This window comes from Bacillus methanolicus, from assembly GCF_028888695.1.
Classification (GTDB): Bacteria; Bacillota; Bacilli; order Bacillales; family Cytobacillaceae; genus Bacillus_Z; species Bacillus_Z methanolicus_B.
This window is the reverse complement of record NZ_PNFF01000001.1, coordinates 1,405,478-1,429,541: the sequence shown is the minus strand read 5'-3', so window position 1 is coordinate 1,429,541 and position 24,064 is coordinate 1,405,478. Positions and strand designations below refer to the sequence as shown.

Here is a 24,064-nt window from a genome sequence, read left to right as displayed (position 1 = left end):
ACAAATTTTTAGGGAGTAATAAATAATTCCTCTAGAGAGTAGGTAGACAATACATACTTCAAATCCTTTATCTAGATATCATTTTTCCGAAAGAAATATTTAATATATACAAAATGAGCTAAAAAAGGCTGTCCCACAATCAGTTGGTGGAACAGCCTCTTCGTTATTACATTGCATTTTTAATAATTTGGATAACTTCTTCTAACTTTGGTTTACGAGGATTTGTTAATGCCGTTGCATCTTTCATCGCATTTTTAGCTAAAGTCTCAATGTCTTCTTCTTTAGCACCTAGTTCTTTAAAGCCGCTTGGAATGTTATGGTCTTTAGCCATTCTTTCGATCGCTTGAATACCTATTTCAGCTGCTTCGCGAGTGCTTAGGCCCTCGACATTTTCACCTAGGAAAGCAGCGATTTCTGCAAAACGTTCCACTTTAGAAATTAAGTTAAATTGACATACATGTGGCAGAAGGATCGCATTGCAAACGCCATGAGGGAAGTTGTAGAATCCGCCAAATTGGTGTGCAATCGCATGAACATAGCCTAAAGACGCGTTATTGAATGCCATACCAGCTAATGATTGAGCAAAGGCCATTTGCTCACGTGCTTCCATATCTTTGCCATTTGCAAATGCACGTGGCAAGTATTTAGAAATGATTTTGATCGCCTGAATTGCAAGTGCATCTGTAATTGGAGTAGCGTCCGTTGAAACATAAGCTTCAATCGCATGAGTTAATGCATCTAATCCAGTAGCAGCTGTTAAAGACGGAGGCATTCCGACCATTAGCTCTGGGTCGTTGATTGAAAGTGTAGGTGTGACATGTTTATCAACAATCGCCATTTTCACTTTTCGTTCAGTATCTGTGATGATTGTGAATCTAGTTAATTCACTGCCTGTACCAGCTGTTGTATTAATCGCAATAAGCGGGACCATTGGTTTTTTTGATTGATCGACACCTTCATAATCATGAATTGTACCACCGTTAGCAGCAACTAATGCTATGCCTTTTCCAGCATCATGTGAGCTTCCGCCGCCCAAAGTGACAATGCTGTCACAGTTTTCAGCGTTATACGCTTCTAAACCTTCTGCGACGTTTTTATCGGTTGGATTTGGTTCGGCTTTTGGAAAAATCGATACTTCCACACCAGCTCCACGAATGATACCGGCAATTTTTTCAGAAAGACCTAAGCCGTGAAGACCAGCATCTGTAACTAATAAAGCTTTTTTCGCACCAAGACCGGCTAATCGAGTTCCAATCTCATTAACAGATCCTGGACCAAATAGATTGACTGACGGAATGTAAAATGCACTTTGAGTGTTTGTCATACAAACTTCCTCCTCATATTGATAGTCTAGTCATAGAAGCAATAAATAACATTCTCCCAATGAATGCGCATTCACGAACATAGATAGGATACGTTAAAGACAAATAATTTGCTGTTTAATTTTGTTGACTCCACTGGTAAATACTTTGTACTGAGCTTTGCATTTTTTGTAACGTGCTTTGGAATTGAGAAATGATTTGCTGATTGTACACGAGTGATCACTCCTTAGTAAGTTAAAAAAAGTAAGACCCGAAAATTATTATGCGTAGAAATCAAAATAATTATGTTCGATGGTTAAAATGGACACCTTTTACAATCCATTTATGGCTTCTCCCTTATTTAATCCTCTTGGAACACGCTGAAGTAATGATTCACAAACATAGTCATTATAAAAAATTCAATTTTGCTGTAATTTGAAAATTAAGTTTGATCATTTATCATAAAGTACGATTATTTAAAAAAGGTTGATTATTGGAGACAGATCTGGTGGATGATGACAATACATTTGAAGGGTTCAATAATGGATGGACTGCTATTCAATGCAACCTGAAGTTCTTACTTGAAACTGGACGGACCTTGCCGCCAATATTTGTCGGTTGTGAAAATTGGGAGATAGGTTAAAAACTTATTGGTACAACCATTTATTATGTTAAATAAGATACATCGAAAGAGAGTTGTTGATTTAGTATGGATACTCAAGTAATTACGAAAATGAAAATACTCAAGCCAGCTAATGAGGTGTTTGAAGCCATAGTAGGCCCTGAAAAAATCGGGAATTTTTGGTTCTCATCGAGTTCTGATAGATGGGAACAAGGCAAGACGATTACATTGAGATATGACGAATACGATGCTCAAGGAGATATAAAAGTATTGGAAGTAGAGGAAAATAAAAAAATTGTGTTCTCGTGGGGTGGATATGGTCAAGAAACGGTTGTTACAATTACACTAAATGAGTTGGATCATATGAGTACAATTATTGAAGTAAATGAATCAGGTTTGAAAGAAGATGACCCTGGAATAGTAAACAAAATGATAGGGCAAAAAGAAGGTTGGGTATATGTGTTAACTTGTTTAAAGGGTTATTTAGAAAATGGCGCTAATAATTTGAGAGCATCATTAATTCATTAGTAAATAACTGCATGTCTAAAAGAGCCTTTTGGCTCTTTTTTTGAAAAATTGTATAAAATATAATTTATCAATAAAATAGATTTTTATAGGATTTTTTCTGTACCTTTAGGCTTATCTTTAGGCATATCTTTTTTTGACTTAGCGTTCTTCAGAAAGAAATATTGACGAACATATGTTCTTTGTTTTAAAATGCAATTATAGGTAATAATGGGAGAGTGATTTCTACCACTGACAAGTTCAAATGTAGGTTTAGAAGTTACTCAAGTTTTGTAAAAAAATTAGAACCAAGGAGCAGTTTCATTATGACATTACGATTGTCCCCTATTTAATTATGAACGGAAATGCAAAGGAAGCTATCAAATTTTACGAAAAGGCATTGGATGCGAAACTCCTTTTTTACACAACTTTTGGTGAAATGCCAGAAAATCCCGAATCTCCTTTACCAGAAGAAGCAAAGGAACTTGTGGCACACGCAATGTTAAAGGTTGGCGAAACGGACCTCATGTTTTCGGATGTATTTCCAGGTTATACCAGTCAAATTGGAGATCATGGTCATCACTGATTCAAGTTCATCTTGAATGGTGATTTTTTTATTGTAGCGATCAATTACTAGATGCCCTAGAGAAGTATCTTCATGATGAGGAGGAGTTACAATTGTTATAAGATTTATTCTACCAGTGAGTTAATAAGTTAACGAGTGCTTTACTTCAATAAGGAGTAAAGCACTTTTCTTATTAAATGATCGGGGCATATCTCTAATAAGGAATTCGTCATTTTTTTATGGGCCATTTAATGGAATAAGAGAAGGAATATGAGATAGTAAATCGAAGCTCTAAGTTATTCCAGCTAATAGAATGTCAATACTAAACTCTAAAGATTTATTAAGTATGTTAAGAAAAAAAGACATGACAAATAACCCTCCTAAAAATTTATTAATTTCGGAATATTTCAGTTATTAAATTCATAGTATTATTGATTATATGTCAAATGTCTTTGAAATTAAAGAAAATAAAGGAATGATTACTATATGAGCAAAGCAAATCAAGATAAGTTTGAATTTGGTATTTATACATTTGGCGAAACTATTCGAGATCCCATTACTGGAAAAATAATGTCTGCGGAAGATCGCATTCAAAATATCATCGAGTCAGCGAAGTTAGCTGATAAAGCGGGGGTGGATATTTTTGGTTTAGGGGAACATCATCGTCTGGATTTCGCGGTTTCATCAACGGCCGTTGTGTTAGCAGCGATTGCACAAGCAACGAAAAATATTCGATTAACCAGTGCTACGACCGTATTAAGCACAGCAGATCCTGTAAGAGTATTCGAAGACTTTTCGACATTAGATTTGATTTCAGGTGGACGTGCGGAAATAATTGCGGGTAGAGGAGCATTTGTTGAATCGTTCCCGCTTTTCGGCTATGATTTGGACGATTATCACGAGCTTTTTGAAGAGAAATTGCAGCTGTTAGAAGAATTAAACAACCATGAACGTGTTACCTGGCAAGGGAAATTTCGTTCAACATTAAATAATAGCGAGATCGCACCAAGACCAAAACAAGATAAGATTCCGATTTGGAGAGGGGTGGGAGGTTCGCCTGAAAGTGCGATTCGGTCCGGACGAGCTGGTTACAGAATGGCACTCGCTATACTAGGAGGTGACCCACTTTATGCAAAACCTTTAGTAGAAGCTTATCGTCAAGCTGGTATCACAGCAGGACATGCAGTAAGAGATTTAAAAGTTGCCATCACGAGTCATGGGTATATTGGCAAAACAGCAGAACAGGCTGTGAATGAATTTTACCCATACTACTCCAATTATATTAGAACAATGTTAAGGAGAGGGATTTCTAAAGAGCAAGTGGCAGCATCTGTTTCTAAAAACAATGCACTTGCAGTTGGCGGTCCTGATGAAATTATTGAAAAGATCCTTTATCAGTATGAATTATTTGGCCATGATCGCTTTATTATGCAAATTGATATTGGTCAACCATTTTCCCAAGTTGCAAGTGCGATTGAATTATATGCCACTAAAGTAATGCCAGTAGTAAGACGGGAAATTGACAAACAAAAGAATTAAGTCCTTCCTGGTAGAATGTTTTTACAAGTAGGGGGTGAACAGTATTGCGGACGGGATCAAGTCCTGCAGACGCTAACGTTCTACCCCGGCTACCTACAGAGTAGTACCTATAAAAAATTGGTCAACCAGAAATAACCGGTTGACCTCATAATACGATCGGGCGCGTTGGTTGAAGAGGAGATGTATAAAACTCCCTTTTTTATGCAGTCACCAGGCAACTTCAGAAGCCGAAACCGTTTTTTACTTTTCTTTCCTTCTCCTCTTTTATGAACGGTAAGCGTTCTGAATTAGTCCTCATCATCTTCTTCATCGGCAAATTCAAAATCTGCTTCTGTTCCATCCATATATTCTGCAACAATTTTTACCTCCGCAGTCTTCCCATTTTTTACTGCATCTAAAATTGTCCGTAAAGCTTTTTCTGTTGAAGTATCGGGGGAGAGAGAAAAACCATTCGTGAATTCACATTTAATTTTCGCTTTTCGAATTTCGTGTGTCATGATTTTGTTCCTCCATCATTTTTTATTTTAAAAGTGTTCACATATAACAATATGCTTTTAAGGCCTTACTTATTATATTTAGACGAGTAAAAAGCTAACGATTCATATAAAGCTTTTGGTGAAAACCAAGCAATTTATGTTCCATTAAGTTTGGGGACATCGAGTTCACTGAATCAAATCACTTTTCAAATGGACACATGATGAAGGCTTTATTCCCAAAAACCCTGCAGCTAAAATAAAAGAACCGAAGTTTGGAAAAAGAATTCCAAAATTCCAATCAGAATTAGAGATTGAACATTTTAGAACCGTTTATGGAATCACAAGGATTTGAAAGCTTGGAACTTATAGGTTCAAATGTAATAACAAGATTTATGATTCTTTTAGATTAAGAAGGATTTATGAGTTGAAATATGGAATTTTTATATAATCTAAAATGAAGTAGGTGTACCAATTTGAAAAAAGGTACTTCTGTTTTTCATAACTCCTCTTTCCTATATATGTGGATGGGAAGTACCATATCTGAACTTGGAGGAGCGTTTGGTACTTTATGTAATTCAATTATTGTTTATGAATTGACTGGTTCAGAATTAGCACTTGGAAGCATGTGGCTCATTTATTTCATTCCTTCCCTCTTCCTGCAATTGGGCATTGGTCCTTACATAGATAAGTGGAGCAGAAAATGGATCATGGTTTTTTCGCAGTTTACCAGAGGTACAATCTTTCTAATTCCTTTACTAATGTTCCATTTTAACTCTTTAGATGTGTGGCATGTTTATGCTGTGCAGATTGTCATTGGATTGATTCAACCTCTGTATGCACCAGCTAGCTTTTCCATCATTCCAACAATTATTTCTAAAGAATTGCTTACATCCGCCAATTCCTATTTGGATGGTACTATACGTTTGATGAGCTTTTTGGCCCCTCCCATGGGGGGATTGTTGGTAGAATTGATAGGAATATCTTTTACACTTATGTTAGTTTGTTCATTTTTCATCATTAGTGGTCTTTTACTTATGTTTTTGAAAGAGCCTCCATTAATTGTAGAGAAGGTACGTGATACATGGTTTCAACAATTCACGGAAGGGATTCAGTTTTTCGTCAGACAACCTATCCTATTATGGTTAGGAATCTTCCTAGCTTTTGTCCAATTTGGTGTGGGTGTTACGATGGTCATTAACCTTCCATTCATAAGAGAAGAACTGAACGGAAGCTATGCACAATACGGTTACTTTATGTCCGGATTTCCATTAGGGTATTTTTTCGGTTCTATGTTGGCCTCTAAAATAAAGCTAAAGCCTGATTATCGTCGATTAATAATGTTGGGATCGCTGATGTTGGGAGGGTTAACATATGTATCTTTGAGCTTTACAACTAGTATTACAATTGCGATTGTTATTGAGGTATTTGCTGGAATTGTTCTTCCGTTCTTTAACGTCAATAGTGCAAGCTTATATCAACAAATAGTTCCTAATCATCTTATGGGAAAAGTGTTTTCAATTCGACTCTTCATTATACGCGCTGTAATGCCACTTGGAGTTCTTACCGGAGGAGCATTAGGAGAATTGTGGGGAATTCGTGCTATGTTTTTAACGATTGGAATCATTATTTGTTCTTCCTCATTATTGGGAGTATGTCTTCCATACTTCAGATTCTTAAATGTCCCCGTCAATAAATCGATTCATTAGGCTAGTTAATGTGTGTATTCCAATGCGAATGCGGGCTTGTGATAGACAGGGATTAGAATGCTTCGATCAACATTAGAAATGAAGGACTTCGATTTTTAGTATAATCATATACAGAGCATAGAACAGGCTCAATAGCTAAGTTAATTTCGTACCGTTAGGTAATGATTACCTTAGAAGCCCCCACCACTAAGCGAAGCGTAGGTGGCGGGTAGTTCACCTAAGAATAAGTTATTAACTAGTGATAGGGTGTTACGATGAAGCAATTATTCTACTTTGGTTATGAGCAAGCAAAATCTTGTCTTTTTCCTGTTATTATTTTTCTTACTCTTGCAATTACAAAAATGGTTGAAGTGTCTTTTATCGCTCGGTATGATTTGATTTTGTATATTTGTTTATTGACACAAATTTTGATGATTGTTTTCAAATTTGAAACATTCGATGAAGTGAAAGTAATTGGAGTCTTTCATCTCATCGGCCTAGCGTTAGAGCTTTATAAAGTACATATGGGTTCATGGAGTTATCCTGAGGAAGCCATCACAAAGTTTTTTGGCGTCCCTTTGTATAGTGGCTTCATGTACGCCAGTGTAGCAAGTTATATGTGCCAAGCATGGAGAAGGCTAGAGTTGAGACTTGTGAATTGGCCCCCTACTTGGAGTGTTGTTCTTCTAAGTGCTGCAATCTATTCCAATTTCTACACGCACCATTTTATTTACGATTTTCGCTGGATTTTAAAAATTATGACCTTGTTCATCTTCTATCGAACATTTGTATATTTTACAGTCAATAAACGTACATATGCGATGCCTTTGTCATTATCATTTGTATTAATCGGCTTTTTCATTTGGATTGCTGAAAATATTGCAACGTTTTTTGGAGCTTGGCGATATCCAAATCAACAACAGCAATGGGAAATTGTCCATATCGGGAAAGTTAGCTCTTGGTTCTTGCTTGTTATTGTTAGTTTTATGATTGTTGCACTATTAAAACATTTAAAAGAAAATCGTGAAATGAGTAGGGTGAAGCGGGATAAGTCTTCGCAAGTAGTATGAGGGGTCAATCAAAAAGAATGTAAAATCAGTACTATTACCTTGAAAAATATTGTAAAAAGATTAATTGTTCCATTAAAAGGCGCCTTAGTTGAAGAAGAGATTGTATTACCCCCTTTTTTGCATCCACCAGGCTTCTTCAGAAGCTGAAAACGTTGATGGATCAACGAGGTATAAAATCCTGCATAAACGATAAATGGCGATAAACTGAATCCCCTTGGCCGCCAAGGGGGGGGATCGGAAACTTCCAAAAAGAACTGTTATGTTAAGCCTGTATTAATCAAATATTTAAAAACTTAACTAAGATGAGCCCATGGATTTATACGTAAGCGCCAAATATCCCACACCTTCTAACCATTTTGATGTTTTGTGATAATTAGATCAACATCAAAAGTTAGGAGGTTTTTATTTTTATGTCCCCAGATGAACGAAAACAATTGTGGCAACAACGAATCGAATCTTATCGATCTAGTGGAGAGTCAAGTATAAAAGCTTGGTGCAAACAAAATCAAGTAAGTCATCAAAGTATGTATAAATGGATGAAAAGACTAGAGTTAGAGACAACTGAAACTTCACGGACTTCCCCTCAATGGCTAACTGTTGAAGTATCCCATCCGTTGGATGAAAAAACTCCCCGCTCATCGTTAACATTGGGGAATTTTCCATCGAAGTAAAAGAAGGTTTCAATCCACTCCTTTTCAACGAAGTGGTTCAGGTGCTGAAAACACATGTTAAGTAAAACATCCATTCAACATGTTTATTTAGCAGCGGGGGCAACGGATTTACGCAAGTCGATTGATGGATTAGCAGCCATTGTTCAAATGAGCTTTCAGTTAAATCCTTTCTCTTCTAATCTCTTTGTTTTCTGTAATCGGAAACGAGATAAATTGAAAATTCTCCATTGGGATCACAATGGGTTTTGGTTGTACTATCGTCGTTTAGAGAAAGGGGTCTTTCAATGGCCTGATGAAAGAACTCCCGGCCCTTTGTGCATCACTCCCCGCCAATTCAGTTGGTTGCTCGATGGTCTTTCATTTGAACAAAAACAAGCACATGAACAAGTATCAGCTAAAATCATGGTTTAAAAGGAATTTGACATTGACCTGTCAATTCCTTTCCTTTATTCTTTAACTTATGAACAAACACAAACAAACCAATGAATCAACAATTGAAGAACTGCAAGCGAGAAATGCGGAACTCAAAAAACAAAATGAAGCCTTACAGGCTAAAATCAAATGGTTGGAAGAACAATTCCGCCTTAGCCAACATAAAAAATTTGGGGCTTCCAGTGAAAAAACGAATCCGGATCAACTCGAACTTCCTCTTTTTAATGAAGCTGAAATCACAGCGGATACAGAAGTGGAAGAACCTACACTTGAAACCATTACTTATAAACGGAAGAAGTCTGTAGGACAACGCGATGCGAAACTAGAGAACTTGCCGACGGAAACGATTCACTATCGTTTAGCCGAAGAAGAGCAGGTTTGTTTGTGTTGCGGTGGAACCGTACACGAAATGAGTACGGAAATACGAAGAGAAATCAAGATTATTCCTGCTCAAGTAAAAGTCGTTGAGCATGTTCAACATATTTACAGTTGCCGTCAATGTGAACGGGAAGGAATCGAGACACCGATTGTCACGGCCAAAATGCCAACACCAATTTACCCAAAAAGTTTGGCATCTGCATCGGCTATGGCCTATATCATGAACCAAAAATACGTGGAAGGAATGCCTCTTTATCGTCAAGAAAAGCAGTTGGAACGATTCGGTGTGTATTTATCACGCCAAACGCTCGCCAACTGGATGATTTATGGTGCAACCAATTGGCTTTCCATTTTACATAAACGGATGCATGAGCTATTACTCGAAAACGATATTCTACATGCGGATGAAACTACACTTCAAGTTCTAGCAGAACCTGGACGAAAAGCGAATTCGAAGTCCTATATGTGGATGTATCGAACAGGACGAGACGTACCGCCGATCATCTTATATGATTATCAAACGACTCGTCACAGTAAACATCCGAAGGCTTTTCTAAAAGGATTTAAGGGATATCTGCATGTAGATGGATATGCAGGATATCATGAATTAAAGGATGTCGAACTGGTAGGGTGTTGGGCACATGCAAGGCGAAAATTCGATGAAGCACTGAAGGCATTACCAGCCAATGTGGATAAAACATCATCAACCGCTGCAGAAGGAATTCAATTCTGTAATCAATTATTCCAGATTGAAAGACAAATCAGTGAAAAATTTGAGAACTGTACTCCCAAACAGCGCAAAGAATACCGTCTTGAACACAGTAAACCTGTGTTAGACGCTTTTTTGGCATGGCTAAAAACAAAACGCCCTTATGTTCCCCCAAAAAGCAAATTGGGAGAGGCAATTACATATTGTATAAATCAATGGAGTAAGCTCATAGTGTTTTTAGAAGATGGTCGACTTGAAATCGATAATAATCGTGCAGAACGATCGATTAAACCATTCGTGATGGGCCGGAAGGCATGGCTATTTGCACAATCGATGAAAGGTGCATCAGCCAGCGCTATTATTTATAGCATTGTCGAAACAGCTAAAGAGAATCAATTAAATCCATTGAACTACTTAACCTATCTTTTCGAACAATTACCATTGATAGATCACAATGATGTAGAAGCCATCGATCAACTCCTTCCTTGGTCGAAGACAATTCCAGAAGAATGTCGCATACCAAATAAAACTAAATAGAGCATATAATAAACGCCCACGAAAAAACACGTGGGCGTTATTTTACGCTTACTTTTCAACGGAAGAATGCGGCTTTTATGATGTTAAAAGTAAAAACTTTATTTGTACTGAACAGCAGTTTGTTTTTTAAAATTATTCAGAAATTGCGATATGATTGTTGAAAAGGAGGGGAGAATCAATGAGTCATCCATATTGTTCTTATCGTTCGTTATTTCCTACTTTATCGACTCATGTACATCTAGCTAGTTGCTCCCAAGGAGCATTGGCTCAGCCTGTTTCAAAAGCCATTGAGGAATATCATAATGGTCTGCTTTTGTCAGGAAGTAATTGGGATGAAGCGATTGAAAAAGTAGAGGAAACCAGGAAAAAATTTGCTGAACTAATTGGGGCTGAAACAGATGAAATTGCTGTATTATCCTCTGTTTCTGATGCTATATCAGCGATTGCTACTTCCCTGCCTTATCAAAAAGAGAAAAATAAAATCGTGTTCACGGATATTGACTTCCCTACAGTTGGTCATATATGGCTTGCGCAAGAACAGTTTAAAGACAATATCACCTTTATTCGCTCATCCAATGGAATCATACATGTAGAGCAATATGAAAAGGAAGTAAAACATGATACGCTTCTAACCTGTATACCTCATGTATGTTATTACAATGGATATATGCAAAATCTTAAAGTAATTGCTGACATTGTCCATAAAAAAGGATCCCTATTATTCGTTGACGCTTACCAATCAGCAGGACAAATTCCAATTAATGTAAAAGAAATGGATATTGATATTCTGGCAGCGGGAACTCGCAAGTATATGTTAGGAATTCCAGGTGTAGCGTTTTTATATATAAAAAAGGAACTTGCTGAGAATCTAAAACCAAGAGTTACTGGATGGCTGGGACAAGAAAAAACATCAGAATTTGATATTTATCATCCTGTTTTTGCAGCCGGGGCTCGTCGTTTCGAAACGGGTACGCCTTCTTTTATAAGCGTTTATGCGGCATATGAGGCAATAAAATTGCTGCTAGAGGTTGGGATAGATAACATTCAATCGTATTTAAAAGAGCTAACCCGATTTACCTTACATTATGGACAGGAAAAAGGTTTACACATCATCGGTCCATTATCTACTAAATGTAGATCAAGTATGACGTCTTTTTATGTAGAAAATGCATCAAAAATTGAAGGATTTTTAAGAGAAAAAAACATTGTTGTTTCTGCAAGAAAAGATGTAATAAGAATTGCCCCTCATTTCTATAACACAAAGGATGAATTGGAATATGCAATTGCTGAGCTTTCTAACTTAATTAATGGCAAATAAATTTACATTTAAGTATTTGACAACGTCCGATAGTCCTAGGTTATGTAAATCAAAAATGCATTGAATATTCATTGCTAAACCAACGAAAAAAGAGTATGTTTCTAAATAAAATATTAGGGGGAGGCAGTCATGCTTAACGAGGTTTTACCATTTACAGTATGAATGGCTGGTGTTAACCAATTAGAATGAGATCTTATTCGTATGCGTCAACGTGAAGGGATTGAGCTGGCCAAGAAAGAAGGAAAGTTTAAAAGCCGATTAAAGATATATCATAAAAAATCACGCAGGTATGAATTATGCAGTAAATCTATATAAAGAAGGAGGTATGACTGTAAATCAAATTTGTGAAATTACAAATGTATCTAGAGCTTCATTATATAGAAAGCTATCGGAAGGGAATAAATAATCATTCCTTATTCCATAAAAGGGCCAGATTGTTGAGTAACATTTTGACTTTATTAAAGTATTTGGTGCCTTTATTACTGGCAATTCTGTTAGAATATGTTTATAGAGGAAGTGGCAGTGCTTTCAGTTCCGGGGGAGTCAACGAAGCACTATCCGTAAGGAAGGTGTGTTTGCTCAAAAAGAGAGAGCCGAGCAGATTTTTGCGTGGATACTTGAGAAATTTCCAAACCTGGAGCCGCAAATCAAGTGGAACAAACCCACGTTTACCGTCACGGCACATACATCATTATGTTTGCCACCGCAAAGAATCATTTGAGCATTTTACCCGAAGAAGAGACAATGGTGCATTTTGCCGATGAAATCGCCCAAGCTGGCTACAGCGCTTCTTCACGCTTGTTCCGAATTCAATGGACTGAACCAGTTAATTACGAATTGCTAGAGAAGATAATTGAATTTAATATCAAGGATAAGGCTGAGAATTCGAATTTTTGGCGGTAATAGCATAATATCGAAGGAGGAAGACATGGAAGTTTTTGCAAAATATTTAGCAGGTATCGATAACCCCGACCACCGCAACCGAACAGAGGAAATTTTAGCGTGGGTTGCTTATAAATTCCCAAATTTGGAACCGCAAATCAAGTGGAATACGCCAATGTTTTCCGATCACGGCACATTTATCATTGGCTTTTCCACAGCGAAGCATCATTTGAGCGTTTCACCCGAAGAAGTAGGCATTGCGCACTTTGCCGATGACATTGCACAAGCTGGCTACAGCGCTACCAAAGGCTTGTTTCGAATTCCGTGGAATGAGCCGGTAAATTACGAATTGCTTGAGAAAATAATTGAATTTAATATTCAGGATAAAGCAGAATATACGAATTTTTGGCGACACACCTTATCAAAAAACGGGGCTGTTTGATAAGTTCCTAAAATAAAGCAAGTGGAGAAAAACGGGCCGTTTTTCTCCACTTGCTTTTGTATTTTTTCGATTTTTCTCCGAAAGTAGCTGGCGGATGCCTGCTACTTTCAGTATATTGTGGGCTAATGCTACAATCCCAAACTCGACATGTACCTTGTCGAGACCCCGCAATGAAAATCTGAGGAACGACCGATTGCCCTTGATGTGACCGAACACACTTTCTACTTCGACTTTGCGCCGAGCGTAGATTGTGGCTTTCTCTTCACATTCAAGGGCTGTTTTTGCCTTTGCTTTCATTTCTTCGAAGACGGTATTCCGGTGCACTTGACGATTGCCCTTCGCTTTCAATGGGCAATCTGTACAATCTTCACATTCGTATATTTTGAAGCTTTGCTCATACCCAGACTGATTTTTTTTTGTTTTGGTATTTTTTAAACGTAACTTTCCTTCCATTCCGGCAAATAAAACAATCATCTTGCTCACAAGAGGTCCAGTTTTTCGCATTTTTGATATCCTTTTTGTATTTGCGTGTCTGTTCTTGAATATAGGATCCATAAGGAATGAGAAAATCAAATCGAGGCTCTTTCTCATCACCAACCGCATATACATAGTTTTCTTCACTGCCATATCCTGCATCCGCGATGACTGTTTTGGGCATCGGTAAAGAAGTAGACGTCAGTTTCTCCAAATGCGGGATAAAACAACGCGTGTCTGTAGGTCGTTGATGAATGTTTAAAATAAATGTTGTATTTATAAAATAAGCATTGATGATGTAAACTAAAGTTCGTACAAACTTAAAACATAATTCTTTCGTTTCGAAAGGATATTTATAGTTGGATTCACTTGTTCTCAAAATAAAAATGGCTGTCGACTTTGTCGACAGCCTGTAGGGGGGAAATAACATTATATCCCTTTTTAAATTTAATGAATAATCCAAATCTACCAATCCCATTTGCTCTCTACTATTCCTAATTTTTCGGTAAGCATAAGAAATAGTGTGGTTTGTTTTCCTTCTAAAGCCTCTTTTGTACATTTAGTGTTTGGTTCATAATTTGTTTTCTTCACTTTTTTTAATGTCGTTTCCTCAAGCCAGTTGGATGCAATTGATTGCTCAAAACAGATTGGAGCAATGTATGTTTTCGTTCTATGGTCCAGTATCATTCTCGTATCGTCTGATGGAGTTTGTTTAAAAGGTACGAAGAAAAAAACGCCGAGTATGATGATCAGAATAACGATCGAAAAACTTAACCACTTTAACCATTTTACTTTAGTTGACATTACATTTAACACTCCTAATAGTTACTGCATTTTTAGATACCTAATAAATAAATATCTGACCAAAGCTTATTACATAATATTAAAGAATAAAAGCGGTAAATGTTAAAGTTCAATAATTTTTCACTGTTTTTATCATGAGAATGTTGGAAAACTGGACAGAAAGTCTATATAGGATAAGATCACAAGAAATGTGGTATTATCCGGATAAAAAACAGAAAATTGTAAATAAGAGTTGAACTATTTTTTAATATAATACATAATATATATGAGCATATATTCATATAAGAAAGGAAGAAAAATATGGGACATCATCATGGACATTCCCATGGACATGGCCACTCGCATGCACATACAGGGAATAAAAAAGCTCTATTTTTGTCATTCTTATTAATTTCATCATTCATGGTTGTAGAAGTTATCGGCGGTATTATAACAAATAGTTTGGCTTTGCTTTCAGATGCAGGGCATATGCTAAGCGATGCAGCCGCATTGGGTTTAAGTTTTTTTGCGATGAAACTTGGGGAAAAAAAGGCCTCAGATACAAAAACTTATGGGTATAAGAGATTTGAAATTATTGCAGCAGCATTAAACGGAATTACCCTCATTCTTATTTCTCTTTATATTTTTTATGAAGCGTATCAACGATTTTTTCAACCGCCTGAAGTGCAAAGTTTGGGGATGTTAACAATTTCATCTATTGGTTTATTGGTAAATTTTATCGCTGCCTGGATCTTAATGAGAGGGGATAAAGACGAAAACCTTAATGTAAGAAGTGCATTTCTTCATGTATTGGGGGATATGCTTGGTTCTGTTGGTGCGATCGTGGCTGCCTTGCTTATTTTCTTCTTTGGTTGGGGCATTGCCGACCCAATTGCAAGTGTGATCGTTGCATTACTCATTATCATTAGTGGCTGGAGAGTAACAAAAGATTCTCTTCATATCTTAATGGAAGGAACGCCACAACAGTTTGAACTAGATAAAGTAAAGTCATCTCTATTGGGAATTCCGAACGTAAAGGAAGTTCATGATTTGCATATTTGGGCCATTACTTCCGGTATGCCAATGCTGAGTTGTCATATTACAATTGAAGGAGATGGAGTCCATGACACAGTTTTACATCGTGCACAATCTATCCTCCATGATGATTTCGGAATCGATCATAGTACGATACAAGTAGAAAAAAAGGAGAACGGATGTCCGAATCATCATGGAAGCTGTAATTAATGATGATTGGCATGCTCAATCGTTTGTCTTAAAAGATCCATTACATGCTCGTCATCACATGAATAAAATAGGGTAGTTCCTTCTCGTCGGAATTTTACTAATCGTAAGTTTTTCAAAAATCGCAGCTGATGTGAAACGGTTGATTGGAGCAAGGTGAGCTTTTCAGCGATTTCGTTGACTGAATGTTCTCCTTCAAATAATAAATGTAAAATGCGTATCCGTGTTGGATCCGATAAGGCCTTAAAAGTTTGGGAAACAATAAATAAAGTCTCTTCGTCAAGTTCCTTTACACTCGGTTGATGTTTATCTTTCTCCAAAGTTATCATCCTCCTAGCCTTATTATAACGATACTTGCATAGAAGCAAAATCATGGGCTTTCTACACTCATGATTTTTTTAGTATCTAATGATTTTGATTAGTCAAATAGGGAGCAGACTGACTCCATAATTAGAAGCAGTCAGCCACAAAACGCTGCTTAGAGGTAAATGGTTCCTTCTAATGGACTAAAACTTTATCAAATTAGATTACAGTTTGATATGGAGCTAACGCATGATAACCAAATTGGGTGAATCCAGCTTTAAGTGAGTTGGTTTTTTGATTGCAATGGCTATTGCGGGCGCAATCAATGCGAGTATGCTAATCATTTCCTCTGCTCTGTTCTTTAAAAATAGACTTAACATACAAGATTTAGATGTTGCATTTCAAGAATTAGGAAACCTTGTTAGTCCCTTTTCTGCTATTCTGTTCGGTATCGGTCTTCTGGCAGCAGGTTTATCAAGTTCATCGGTGGGGACTCTGTCTGGTGATATCGTAATGCAAGGGTTTATCAATAGACGGATACCGTTATACGTAAGGCGGTTTATCACGATGATGCCGGCACTTGTCATTATTGCAATGGGGGTTAATCCTACAAAAGCCCTGGTTATAAGTCAGGTTGTATTATCATGGTATTGCATTTGCACTGATCCCTTTAATTATTTTTACTAGCGACCGTCGTCTGATGGGTGGCTTAGTCAATCATCGAATAACCACTATTATTTCTTGGTTAATTGCCGGATTAATTGTCATATTGAATATATTCCTTCTTTACCAGACCTTCTTTAATAGGTAAATATTACCGCAAATGAAAAAATAGCGAATGATGGTATCGGTCCATTTCGCAATTTTTCGTTAATATAATGAATATTAGGTTATTAAAAATCTCTTTTGATTTCCCGAATAAAAAAGCATCAGAGGGAATCTGATGCTACTTTTATCCTTTTGGCATCGGAGTCGGAGTAGGCGGTGTGCCTATCCCTTCATATTTTTTATCAATCATTTGGCGAATCTCTTTTAAAGAGGTTCCTTTTTCATACTCTGATTTAGCCTCACGGGCTATGTCTACACAAACCCCTCAGCCAAAGCCCATAGTGTCGAGGGTAGCCACTTGACCTTCAACTTTGTCTACAAAGCAGTCGGTATTACTGGTGTGGCCATCTTCTTCGTAACAGCCGCAATAACAAGGCATATAATCCAAGACCTCCGGATGTTCAACTGCAAATTGATAGGCCTCCAAAATTTCCTTACTGTCGGTGACAGATGTTACAACGGACCAATCATTGCTGCCAATTTTATATTGCAACACCGGTTCATTTTGAGTCTTATGACCCTTGGTTGCCATTTCCTCAGTGTTTGAAGAACAGGCAACCAATAATGTTGCTGAAGCGATGATAGGAAATATCAATTTCTTCATTGTGTTCACCTCTTTCTCCATGCATTTCTTATATATCTGCGGTGAAAAAATATTTAGGTAATTCCATTGTAGAATATCGAAAATCAGTAATTTCTTCAATGGTTCTCATATCCTTTCATGAAAATGCCACATTTTTCAGATTTCAAAATATTCTTATTGACATTCAAACAACAATTTGAATATTATATATTCAAATAATTATTTGAACGTTTTACAATGAGGTGGATCGTTTGAAAGAACACGATGTTTGTGAAATATCTTGTGTGGATGAAGAAAAAGTAAATCGGGTGCGTAAAAACCTGGAAAAACAAAATACGATTGAAATTGCAAAAGTTTTTAAAGCTTTATCTGATGATACACGAATTAAAATTGCGTATGCATTATTAATAGAGGAAGAGCTTTGTGTATGTGATGTTGCTAATATTGTTGGAGCTTCTACCGCTACAGCCTCGCATCATCTCAGACTATTAAGAAACCTAGGGTTGGCAAAATACAGGAAAGAAGGAAAACTTGTCTTCTACTCGCTTGATGACGATCATGTAAAGCAGTTGATTCAATTGGCATTTACTCACCAAAAGGAGGTGATGAACCGTGGCTGAAGCAAAAGAACAGCACGTGGAACGACACGTTTACCGAGTACAAGGATTTTCCTGAATTAGCTGTGCCGGAAAGTTCGAACAGAACGTAAAACACCTGGATGGTGTTTTGGATGCAAAAGTCAATTTTGGAGCTTCAAAACTCACGGTTTATGGAAATACGACAATTGAAGAATTAGAAAAAGCAGGAGCTTTTGAAAATCTGAAGGTCTATCCGGAAAAAGGAGAACAACCGACACAAAAGAAAGAGCCTTTCTGGAAAGAATATTCAAACCTTCTGGTTTCACTGCTTTTTCTTGTATTGGGATATCTTTCTCAATTTATGAATGGAGAAGAAAGCACCACTACGATATTAGCTTTCTTAACGTCAATTCTTGTTGGCGGATTCTCATTATTCAAAGAAGGGATCAAGAATTTATCCCGATTGCAATTTGATATGAAAACCCTTATGACCATCGCGATTATTGGGGCAGCAATCATTGGCGAATGGAGCGAAGGGGCCGTTGTCGTTATCCTGTTTGCCATAAGCGAGGCTTTAGAAACCTATTCAATGGATAAAGCGAGAGCTTCTATACGGTCTTTAATGGAAATTGCTCCAAAGGAAGCATTCGTCCGACGCAATGGCAAAGAATTAATGATTCATGTTGATGAAATTGAAGTTGGCGACATCATGGTTGTAAAACCCGGGCAAAAAATCGCCATGGATGGTGTAGTAATAAAAGGGCGATCTTCGGTGAATCAAGCGGCTATAACCGGAGAGTCTGTACCTGTTGAGAAAACGGTGGATGATGAAGTTTTCGCCGGAACATTAAATGAAGAAGGAATATTGGAAGTAAAGGTAACAAAACGTGTGGATGACACAACCATTGCGAAGATTATCCACCTGGTCGAGGAGGCTCAAACTGAACGAGCACCTTCCCAAGCATTCGTAGACCGATTTGCCAAGTATTATACGCCTGTAATCATGATAATCGCTGCGCTGGTTGCGATCATTCCTCCGCTTCTTTTCGGCGCAAGCTGGAATGAATGGATTTATCAAGGATTAGCCGTTTTAGTCGTTGGGTGCCCATGTGCATTAGTTGTTTCAACCCCAGTCTCGATTGTGACAGCGATCGGTAATGCAGCCAGAAATGGAGTACTGATTAAAGGCGGAATCTATCTTGAAGAAACCGGGGCTTTAAAAGCAATTGCCTTTGACAAGACGGGAACGCTGACGAAGGGTATCCCAGTTGTGACAGATTTTAAGAATCTAACAACAATGGAGGACCAACAACTCTTCTCCATTATCGCGGCACTTGAATATCGGTCGCAGCACCCACTTGCTTCTGCCATAATGAAAAAAGCAGAAGAAGATGGCATTGCATTTAAAGAAGTGCAAGTAGATGGTTTCTCATCCATTCCCGGGAAAGGAATCAAAGGAACTATTAACGGAGCTGCATACTATATTGGAAGTCCAAATCTGTTTGAAGAAGTCCTTAAAGAAGGTATCGTCCCACGCATTCGGGAAGAAATAAGGGCTCTTCAGGAACAGGGAAAAACTGTAATGGTATTCGGAACAGATGAAGAAGTTCAAGCCGTTGTAGCAGTCGCAGATGAAATCAGAGAAAGCAGCAAAGATGTAATTGAAAAACTTCACTCTCTTGGAATTGAAAAAACGATCATGCTTACCGGCGACAATAAAGGCACTGCAAAGGCCATTGGCGAACAAGTAGGCGTCTCGGAAATCCAAGCAGAGTTAATGCCGCAAGATAAGTTGGAGTTTATTAAAAAGCTTCGAAAAGATTACGGTAAAGTCGCAATGGTCGGAGACGGAGTCAATGATGCACCTGCCCTGGCATCAGCCACAGTAGGTGTCGCCATGGGTGGAGCCGGGACGGATACAGCATTGGAGACAGCTGACATCGCTTTAATGGGGGATGATTTACGAAAACTTCCGTTTACGGTAAAACTTAGCCGAAAAGCCTTGGCAATCATAAAACAAAACATTACCTTTTCGATAGGTGTTAAATTATTGGCCCTTCTGCTTGTCATTCCGGGCTGGCTGACTCTATGGATTGCAATATTTGCAGATATGGGAGCAACCTTGTTAGTAACATTAAATGGGCTGCGTCTATTAAGAGTTAGGGATAAATAGAACGGCTTCCCCTGAGATATGGGGAGCCATTTTTTAATGCAGTACGATCCGGTAGGAGATAGCTAACTCCCACTTTTTAATATTAGCTCTGTTAAATTATTGGGCTAATTCTTAACACATAGGAAACAGACTGAAATAAATCAGTATTTTTGTCTGTTATGTTCAACATATACATTTTTTAGTTGAAAAAGCAAAAAATTTTTAATAATATGTCTTTCATTTCAAGCAAATAATCGCGAACTAGTCTCAAATCAATATGGGTTTTTAGACTACATCTGATGTAAAATAAGACTGTCTACACAGAGCAAAAAATGACAGGAATGAAATAAATAGCATTGATAGAATATATTCAAGGAGTTGGGAGATATGGCATTGGTTGAATCATTACAGAAGGCGATCGACTACATGGAAGAACATTTATTGGATCATATCACTATAGAAGAGATAGCTAAACAAGCCAATATATCTCCCTCTCACTTGCAGCGTATATTTATGATATTGACTGATATTTCTGTAGGAGAATATCTTCGTCATCGCCGTTTAACATTAGCAGCTCAAGAATTGTCTAGTACAAATAGCAAAATAATCGACATTGCTTTTAAATATGGCTACGATACACCGGAGTCTTTTTCAAAAGCTTTTCGTAAACAACATGGTGTCACACCAAGCGAATCAAGAAAAGGGATTGGAAAACTACAATCCTATAACCGATTGACCATACAGGTAAGTCTGAAAGGAGCAGTACCAATGAAATATCGTATTGTTGAAAGAGATGCTTTCCAAGTGACAGGATTATATAAACGCAAAAGGGGCTCTTTTTAGAGTCTCTTTTGCGATTTGCATTGCTTCACAGTTTGGTCGGAATATATTTTTAATTATTGGACAGTTTCCGTCTTTTGTTTTGCTTCATTTCCTTATTTGACACAAAAATAGCCAACAAATGTTGGCTAAACCTTTTGTTATAACTAGTTTACATTTTTGGAGCTTCCATAACTAAATTGGCCCATTCCTCTTTTGAAGGGCCGTAAATGCCGGGAACGTTTAATCCAGCTTGTCTCATAAGAACCGTCATCTGTCCCCGATGGTGGACTTGATGCTGAATCAAAAACAGCAAAAGTAGCCCGTTTGGCATTTGTTGGCCAAAAAAGGCGGTTAAGTCTTTCAGGTTATTATCGGTCCATTGGGTCTTAATTTCCTGTATAAATGCAGCACTGGCTTGATGATAGCTTTCAGCTATAAACTGAGCAGAAGCAGGGATGGGCCAATCTTCAGATGGGGCTTCAAACGTTAGTCCTGAATGTGAGGAAATGATATGAATTGCGGTTACGGTATGCCATGCAATACGTCCTAATGTCCAGTTCTGTGAAGTAACTTCCTGTCTAAGTGAATCATCAGTGAGATTATCTAATATTCTTTGAGTTGCCCTTTCTTCGAATTCCCAAGATCTAAAAAAATTGTCTAATGTTTGGAACAAAAAAATCCCTCCTAAGATTTGTTAATAATAGATTCGCTAAATTCTTAGAGTTACCTTCCACAATTTACGGATTACTTTCCCCATTATATATACCCTTGCTCCTTAATATTCATTAATAAGTACTACAAGTAGATATGAAATATAAAAGTGGTTGCTTATATAAGCTTATTATTATATGATAATTAATGACATTGGAGGTGTCAGGAAAGGTGAACGTAAAATCTATGGTTGAAATCGAGAAAGCCGCAACAGTATTGAAATTACTTGGCGATAAGACTCGACTCACAATGATGAAATTGCTGCAAGAGAATGAGTATTGTGTATGTGAATTTGTAGCCATTTTTAAGACGAGTCAACCAGCCATCAGCCAACATTTGCGTAAGCTGAAGGATGCCGGCCTTGTGAAAGAAAGACGAAGCGGACAATGGATTTACTATTCTATGAATAAAGAAAGTGATGTTCATGACGTTGTACAATGCATTTTAGATTATCTTCCAAGTCAGGAGGGATATTTAGAAGAGCTGGAAAAACAAGGGTTGCGCATTTCTTGTGAGTAAGAACAGCGGAGGTTTGTACATTGATATCGATTATATTGGCATCATTGATTTTTTTGGTGACCCTTATTTTAGTGATATGGCAGCCTAAAAATTTATCCATCGGATGGTCTGCCTGCGGGGGAGCGTTACTGGCCTTACTAGCTGGTGTTGTTGACTTTCAGGATGTTTTAGATGTTACACAAATTGTATGGAATGCCACTTTAGCATTTATTGCTATTATTATCATTTCATTAATTCTGGATGAGATTGGTTTCTTCGAATGGTCAGCTCTTCATATGGCTAGAGCAGCTAAAGGAAATGGTATACGCATGTTTGTGTACGTTTCGATTTTGGGAGCTCTTGTGGCAGCATTTTTCGCCAACGATGGGGCAGCTTTAATCTTAACGCCAATCGTCCTTGCCATGGTCAGGGCGTTGAATTTTGATGAAAAAAAAGTATTCCCATTTATTATAGCTAGTGGATTTATTGCGGATACAACATCCTTGCCATTGGTAGTAAGTAATCTAGTGAACATTGTTTCAGCTGACTTCTTTGGAATCCAATTCTCGGAATTTGCTTCTCGTATGATCGTTCCGAACTTCTTCTCATTGTTTGCAAGTATTGTTGTTTTGTATTTATACTTCCGACGACATATTCCAAAACAATACAATTTAGCTCAGTTGAAAAAGCCTGTAGAGGCGATACAAGATGAAAAAATGTTCCGCTTATCTTGGATTGTTCTTGGTGTCTTGCTGATAGGATATTTTATCAGCGAATTTTTCAGTATTCCGGTTTCCATTATTTCAGGCATTATAGCTATTTTCTTTTTAATCGTGTCTAGAAAAAGCCCTGTGGTTCATACGAAGCAAGTGCTGAAAGGAGCACCTTGGGCCATCGTCTTTTTCTCGATTGGGATGTATGTTGTTGTTTATGGATTGCGAAATGTTGGTTTAACGAACGTCTTAGCTGACGTGATCCAATTGGGCGTCGATCAAGGATTGTTTGTTGGAACAATGGCGATGGGCTTTATCGCAGCCATTCTTTCTTCCGTTATGAACAACATGCCGACGGTTATGATTGACGCATTGGCTATTGATACGACGAATGCAACAGGTACGATGAAGGAAGCGTTAATTTACGCAAATGTCATTGGTTCTGACTTAGGACCAAAGATTACACCGATCGGATCCCTTGCAACTCTTCTTTGGCTGCATGTATTGTCCCTTAAAGGAGTGAAAATCTCTTGGGGTACTTACTTTAAAACTGGGATTGTTTTAACAATTCCTACTTTATTCATCACCCTTTTAGGACTTTATCTTTGGTTATTGATTTTGTAATACATATTTTACAACTAAGGAGACATGAAACATGGCGAAAAAGACAATCTACTTCTTATGTACAGGGAACTCTTGCCGCAGCCAAATGGCAGAAGGATGGGCAAAGAAATATTTAGGTGATGAGTGGAATGTATATAGTGCCGGAATTGAAGCTCATGGTTTAAATCCAAATGCAGTAAAAGCAATGAAAGAGGTAGGAATCGATATTTCGAACCAAACTTCAGATCTCATTGATCCTGAAATCTTAAATCATGCAGATTTAGTCGTAACATTATGCGGGGATGCAGCTGATAAATGTCCAACCACTCCTCCTCGTGTGAAACGGGTACACTGGGGATTTGACGATCCGGCAAGAGCAGAAGGAACAGAAGAGGAAAAATGGGCAGTTTTCCAACGAGTCCGTGATGAAATTGGAGAGCGTATTAAACGCTTTGCGGAAACTGGTGAATAATCTTTAAAAACCAAAAGATTGGAAATTGGCGAACAGCAGAAGGTAAAATAAAAACAAAATAGCACACAGAAGCGCTTGGATAAACTTTATTATCCAAGCGTCTTTTTATTAAACGTGTTACAGTGATCGCAGCCACTTTAAGACATCTGGATTTACTAGTTTCTTTAACAA

At 37.6% G+C, this 24,064-nt stretch carries 22 protein-coding genes and 6 pseudogenes; 21 read left to right on the top strand and 7 right to left on the bottom strand.

What is annotated here, in order from left to right; genetic code table 11:
* Positions 1-166: 166 nt before the first annotated feature.
* Entirely contained in the window at positions 167-1,324 is a 1,158-nt protein-coding gene (locus C0966_RS07090) for an iron-containing alcohol dehydrogenase (protein WP_274854538.1), read from the bottom strand.
* A gap of 686 nt (positions 1,325-2,010) precedes the next feature.
* Between C0966_RS07090 and C0966_RS07085 the strand changes: the two genes are divergently transcribed.
* The 3 genes and pseudogenes from C0966_RS07085 (at position 2,011) to C0966_RS07075 (ending at position 4,531) form a co-directional block, all read left to right on the top strand.
* On the top strand, positions 2,011-2,451 hold the full coding sequence (locus C0966_RS07085; RefSeq protein ID WP_274854537.1) for an SRPBCC family protein: 441 nt from the start codon (positions 2,011-2,013) through the stop codon (positions 2,449-2,451).
* Between the two features lie 331 nt (positions 2,452-2,782).
* Positions 2,783-2,977 (top strand): annotated as a pseudogene (locus tag C0966_RS07080) (VOC family protein); the annotation flags it as partial.
* A gap of 501 nt (positions 2,978-3,478) precedes the next feature.
* Complete coding sequence (locus C0966_RS07075) at positions 3,479-4,531, top strand: LLM class flavin-dependent oxidoreductase (RefSeq protein WP_274854536.1); 1,053 nt, start codon at positions 3,479-3,481, stop codon at positions 4,529-4,531.
* A 287-nt stretch (positions 4,532-4,818) separates the two neighbouring features.
* Here C0966_RS07075 and C0966_RS07070 read toward each other — a convergent pair whose 3' ends face one another.
* Positions 4,819-5,028, bottom strand: a complete 210-nt coding sequence (locus C0966_RS07070) for a hypothetical protein (RefSeq protein WP_274854535.1) — start codon at positions 5,026-5,028, stop codon at positions 4,819-4,821.
* 172 nt (positions 5,029-5,200) lie between these two features.
* Here C0966_RS07070 and C0966_RS07065 point away from each other — a divergent pair.
* The 10 genes and pseudogenes from C0966_RS07065 to C0966_RS07020 form a co-directional block, all read left to right on the top strand.
* A pseudogene (locus tag C0966_RS07065) lies at positions 5,201-5,332 on the top strand (integrase); the annotation flags it as partial.
* Positions 5,333-5,480: 148 nt separating this feature from the next.
* Positions 5,481-6,713 carry an MFS transporter gene (locus tag C0966_RS07060; protein ID WP_274854534.1) on the top strand — a complete coding sequence of 411 codons (1,233 nt, stop codon included), beginning with the start codon at positions 5,481-5,483 and terminating at the stop codon, positions 6,711-6,713.
* A gap of 254 nt (positions 6,714-6,967) precedes the next feature.
* Positions 6,968-7,762, top strand: coding sequence for a DUF817 domain-containing protein (locus tag C0966_RS07055; protein ID WP_274854533.1), 795 nt, complete (start codon positions 6,968-6,970; stop codon positions 7,760-7,762).
* A 410-nt stretch (positions 7,763-8,172) separates the two neighbouring features.
* Positions 8,173-8,433 carry an IS66 family insertion sequence element accessory protein TnpA gene (gene tnpA / locus C0966_RS07050; protein ID WP_274854532.1) on the top strand — a complete coding sequence of 87 codons (261 nt, stop codon included), beginning with the start codon at positions 8,173-8,175 and terminating at the stop codon, positions 8,431-8,433.
* 54 nt (positions 8,434-8,487) lie between these two features.
* On the top strand, positions 8,488-8,844 hold the full coding sequence (gene tnpB, locus C0966_RS07045) for an IS66 family insertion sequence element accessory protein TnpB (protein ID WP_096549681.1): 357 nt from the start codon (positions 8,488-8,490) through the stop codon (positions 8,842-8,844).
* Positions 8,845-8,893: 49 nt separating this feature from the next.
* Positions 8,894-10,489 carry an IS66 family transposase gene (tnpC, locus tag C0966_RS07040; protein WP_274853325.1) on the top strand — a complete coding sequence of 532 codons (1,596 nt, stop codon included), beginning with the start codon at positions 8,894-8,896 and terminating at the stop codon, positions 10,487-10,489.
* A gap of 178 nt (positions 10,490-10,667) precedes the next feature.
* Entirely contained in the window at positions 10,668-11,807 is a 1,140-nt protein-coding gene (locus C0966_RS07035; protein ID WP_274854531.1) for an aminotransferase class V-fold PLP-dependent enzyme, read from the top strand.
* Positions 11,808-11,969: 162 nt separating this feature from the next.
* Positions 11,970-12,213 (top strand): annotated as a pseudogene (locus C0966_RS07030) (helix-turn-helix domain-containing protein); the annotation flags it as partial.
* 165 nt (positions 12,214-12,378) lie between these two features.
* Positions 12,379-12,710, top strand: a pseudogene (locus tag C0966_RS07025) (iron chaperone).
* Between the two features lie 25 nt (positions 12,711-12,735).
* Positions 12,736-13,131 (top strand): iron chaperone, encoded by a 396-nt coding sequence (locus tag C0966_RS07020; RefSeq protein WP_274854530.1) that lies wholly within the window; start codon positions 12,736-12,738, stop codon positions 13,129-13,131.
* Here C0966_RS07020 and C0966_RS07015 read toward each other — a convergent pair.
* Positions 13,111-13,635, bottom strand: a complete 525-nt coding sequence (locus tag C0966_RS07015) for a transposase (protein WP_274854529.1) — start codon at positions 13,633-13,635, stop codon at positions 13,111-13,113. The genes C0966_RS07020 and C0966_RS07015 overlap by 21 nt on opposite strands.
* Positions 13,636-14,070: 435 nt before the next feature.
* Positions 14,071-14,409 carry a hypothetical protein gene (locus C0966_RS07010; RefSeq protein ID WP_274854528.1) on the bottom strand — a complete coding sequence of 113 codons (339 nt, stop codon included), beginning with the start codon at positions 14,407-14,409 and terminating at the stop codon, positions 14,071-14,073.
* 300 nt (positions 14,410-14,709) lie between these two features.
* Here C0966_RS07010 and C0966_RS07005 point away from each other — a divergent pair, with 300 nt between their 5' ends.
* Positions 14,710-15,633 (top strand): cation diffusion facilitator family transporter, encoded by a 924-nt coding sequence (locus C0966_RS07005; protein ID WP_274854527.1) that lies wholly within the window; start codon positions 14,710-14,712, stop codon positions 15,631-15,633.
* On the opposite strand, the gene C0966_RS07000 is transcribed toward C0966_RS07005, so the two are convergent.
* Positions 15,630-15,959 carry an ArsR/SmtB family transcription factor gene (locus C0966_RS07000; RefSeq protein WP_274854526.1) on the bottom strand — a complete coding sequence of 110 codons (330 nt, stop codon included), beginning with the start codon at positions 15,957-15,959 and terminating at the stop codon, positions 15,630-15,632. The two genes, C0966_RS07005 and C0966_RS07000, sit on opposite strands and share 4 nt — an antisense overlap.
* Before the next feature lie 259 nt (positions 15,960-16,218).
* On the opposite strand from C0966_RS07000, the pseudogene C0966_RS06995 reads away from it, so the two are divergent.
* Positions 16,219-16,744: pseudogene (locus tag C0966_RS06995) on the top strand (Nramp family divalent metal transporter); the annotation flags it as partial.
* A gap of 141 nt (positions 16,745-16,885) precedes the next feature.
* Here C0966_RS06995 and C0966_RS06990 read toward each other — a convergent pair.
* On the bottom strand, positions 16,886-17,365 hold the full coding sequence (locus C0966_RS06990) for a PCYCGC motif-containing (lipo)protein (RefSeq protein ID WP_274854525.1): 480 nt from the start codon (positions 17,363-17,365) through the stop codon (positions 16,886-16,888).
* 230 nt (positions 17,366-17,595) lie between these two features.
* Here C0966_RS06990 and C0966_RS06985 point away from each other — a divergent pair, with 230 nt between their 5' ends.
* From C0966_RS06985 to C0966_RS06975, 3 genes and pseudogenes are all read left to right on the top strand, one after another.
* A complete protein-coding gene (locus tag C0966_RS06985) occupies positions 17,596-17,964 on the top strand; it encodes an ArsR/SmtB family transcription factor (RefSeq protein WP_274854524.1) in 369 nt (122 codons plus the stop codon).
* Complete coding sequence (locus C0966_RS06980; RefSeq protein WP_274854523.1) at positions 17,957-20,095, top strand: heavy metal translocating P-type ATPase; 2,139 nt, start codon at positions 17,957-17,959, stop codon at positions 20,093-20,095. Before C0966_RS06985 ends, C0966_RS06980 begins: the two co-directional genes overlap by 8 nt.
* Positions 20,096-20,461: 366 nt before the next feature.
* A pseudogene (locus C0966_RS06975) lies at positions 20,462-20,890 on the top strand (helix-turn-helix transcriptional regulator); the annotation flags it as partial.
* Positions 20,891-21,065: 175 nt separating this feature from the next.
* Here the strand turns inward: C0966_RS06975 and C0966_RS06970 are convergent.
* Positions 21,066-21,569, bottom strand: a complete 504-nt coding sequence (locus C0966_RS06970) for a DinB family protein (protein ID WP_274854522.1) — start codon at positions 21,567-21,569, stop codon at positions 21,066-21,068.
* Between the two features lie 224 nt (positions 21,570-21,793).
* Between C0966_RS06970 and C0966_RS06965 the strand changes: the two genes are divergently transcribed.
* From C0966_RS06965 to arsC, 3 genes are read left to right on the top strand one after another with little or no spacing between them, the layout of a single operon-like run.
* Positions 21,794-22,126, top strand: coding sequence for an ArsR/SmtB family transcription factor (locus C0966_RS06965; RefSeq protein WP_425535937.1), 333 nt, complete (start codon positions 21,794-21,796; stop codon positions 22,124-22,126).
* 20 nt (positions 22,127-22,146) lie between these two features.
* Complete coding sequence (locus C0966_RS06960; RefSeq protein WP_274854520.1) at positions 22,147-23,442, top strand: arsenic transporter; 1,296 nt, start codon at positions 22,147-22,149, stop codon at positions 23,440-23,442.
* Between the two features lie 31 nt (positions 23,443-23,473).
* Positions 23,474-23,893, top strand: a complete 420-nt coding sequence (gene arsC, locus C0966_RS06955; RefSeq protein WP_274854519.1) for an arsenate reductase (thioredoxin) — start codon at positions 23,474-23,476, stop codon at positions 23,891-23,893.
* Positions 23,894-24,064 lie beyond the last annotated feature (171 nt).

What these genes read in the sequence shown, in the direction of transcription:
- C0966_RS07090 (WP_274854538.1), bottom strand. Translation starts at nt 1,324, where the DNA reads ATGACAAACACTCAAAGTGCATTTTACATTCCGTCAGTCAATCTATTT.
- C0966_RS06965 (WP_425535937.1), top strand. Translation starts at nt 21,794, where the DNA reads ATGGTTGAAATCGAGAAAGCCGCAACAGTATTGAAATTACTTGGCGAT.
- C0966_RS07020 (WP_274854530.1), top strand. Translation starts at nt 12,736, where the DNA reads ATGGAAGTTTTTGCAAAATATTTAGCAGGTATCGATAACCCCGACCAC.
- tnpA (WP_274854532.1), top strand. Translation starts at nt 8,173, where the DNA reads ATGTCCCCAGATGAACGAAAACAATTGTGGCAACAACGAATCGAATCT.
- C0966_RS07015 (WP_274854529.1), bottom strand. Translation starts at nt 13,635, where the DNA reads ATGCGAAAAACTGGACCTCTTGTGAGCAAGATGATTGTTTTATTTGCC.
- C0966_RS07005 (WP_274854527.1), top strand. Translation starts at nt 14,710, where the DNA reads ATGGGACATCATCATGGACATTCCCATGGACATGGCCACTCGCATGCA.
- arsC (WP_274854519.1), top strand. Translation starts at nt 23,474, where the DNA reads ATGGCGAAAAAGACAATCTACTTCTTATGTACAGGGAACTCTTGCCGC.
- C0966_RS07000 (WP_274854526.1), bottom strand. Translation starts at nt 15,959, where the DNA reads ATGATAACTTTGGAGAAAGATAAACATCAACCGAGTGTAAAGGAACTT.
- C0966_RS07010 (WP_274854528.1), bottom strand. Translation starts at nt 14,409, where the DNA reads ATGTCAACTAAAGTAAAATGGTTAAAGTGGTTAAGTTTTTCGATCGTT.
- C0966_RS07055 (WP_274854533.1), top strand. Translation starts at nt 6,968, where the DNA reads ATGAAGCAATTATTCTACTTTGGTTATGAGCAAGCAAAATCTTGTCTT.
- C0966_RS07075 (WP_274854536.1), top strand. Translation starts at nt 3,479, where the DNA reads ATGAGCAAAGCAAATCAAGATAAGTTTGAATTTGGTATTTATACATTT.
- tnpB (WP_096549681.1), top strand. Translation starts at nt 8,488, where the DNA reads ATGTTAAGTAAAACATCCATTCAACATGTTTATTTAGCAGCGGGGGCA.
- C0966_RS07070 (WP_274854535.1), bottom strand. Translation starts at nt 5,028, where the DNA reads ATGACACACGAAATTCGAAAAGCGAAAATTAAATGTGAATTCACGAAT.
- C0966_RS07035 (WP_274854531.1), top strand. Translation starts at nt 10,668, where the DNA reads ATGAGTCATCCATATTGTTCTTATCGTTCGTTATTTCCTACTTTATCG.
- tnpC (WP_274853325.1), top strand. Translation starts at nt 8,894, where the DNA reads ATGAACAAACACAAACAAACCAATGAATCAACAATTGAAGAACTGCAA.
- C0966_RS07085 (WP_274854537.1), top strand. Translation starts at nt 2,011, where the DNA reads ATGGATACTCAAGTAATTACGAAAATGAAAATACTCAAGCCAGCTAAT.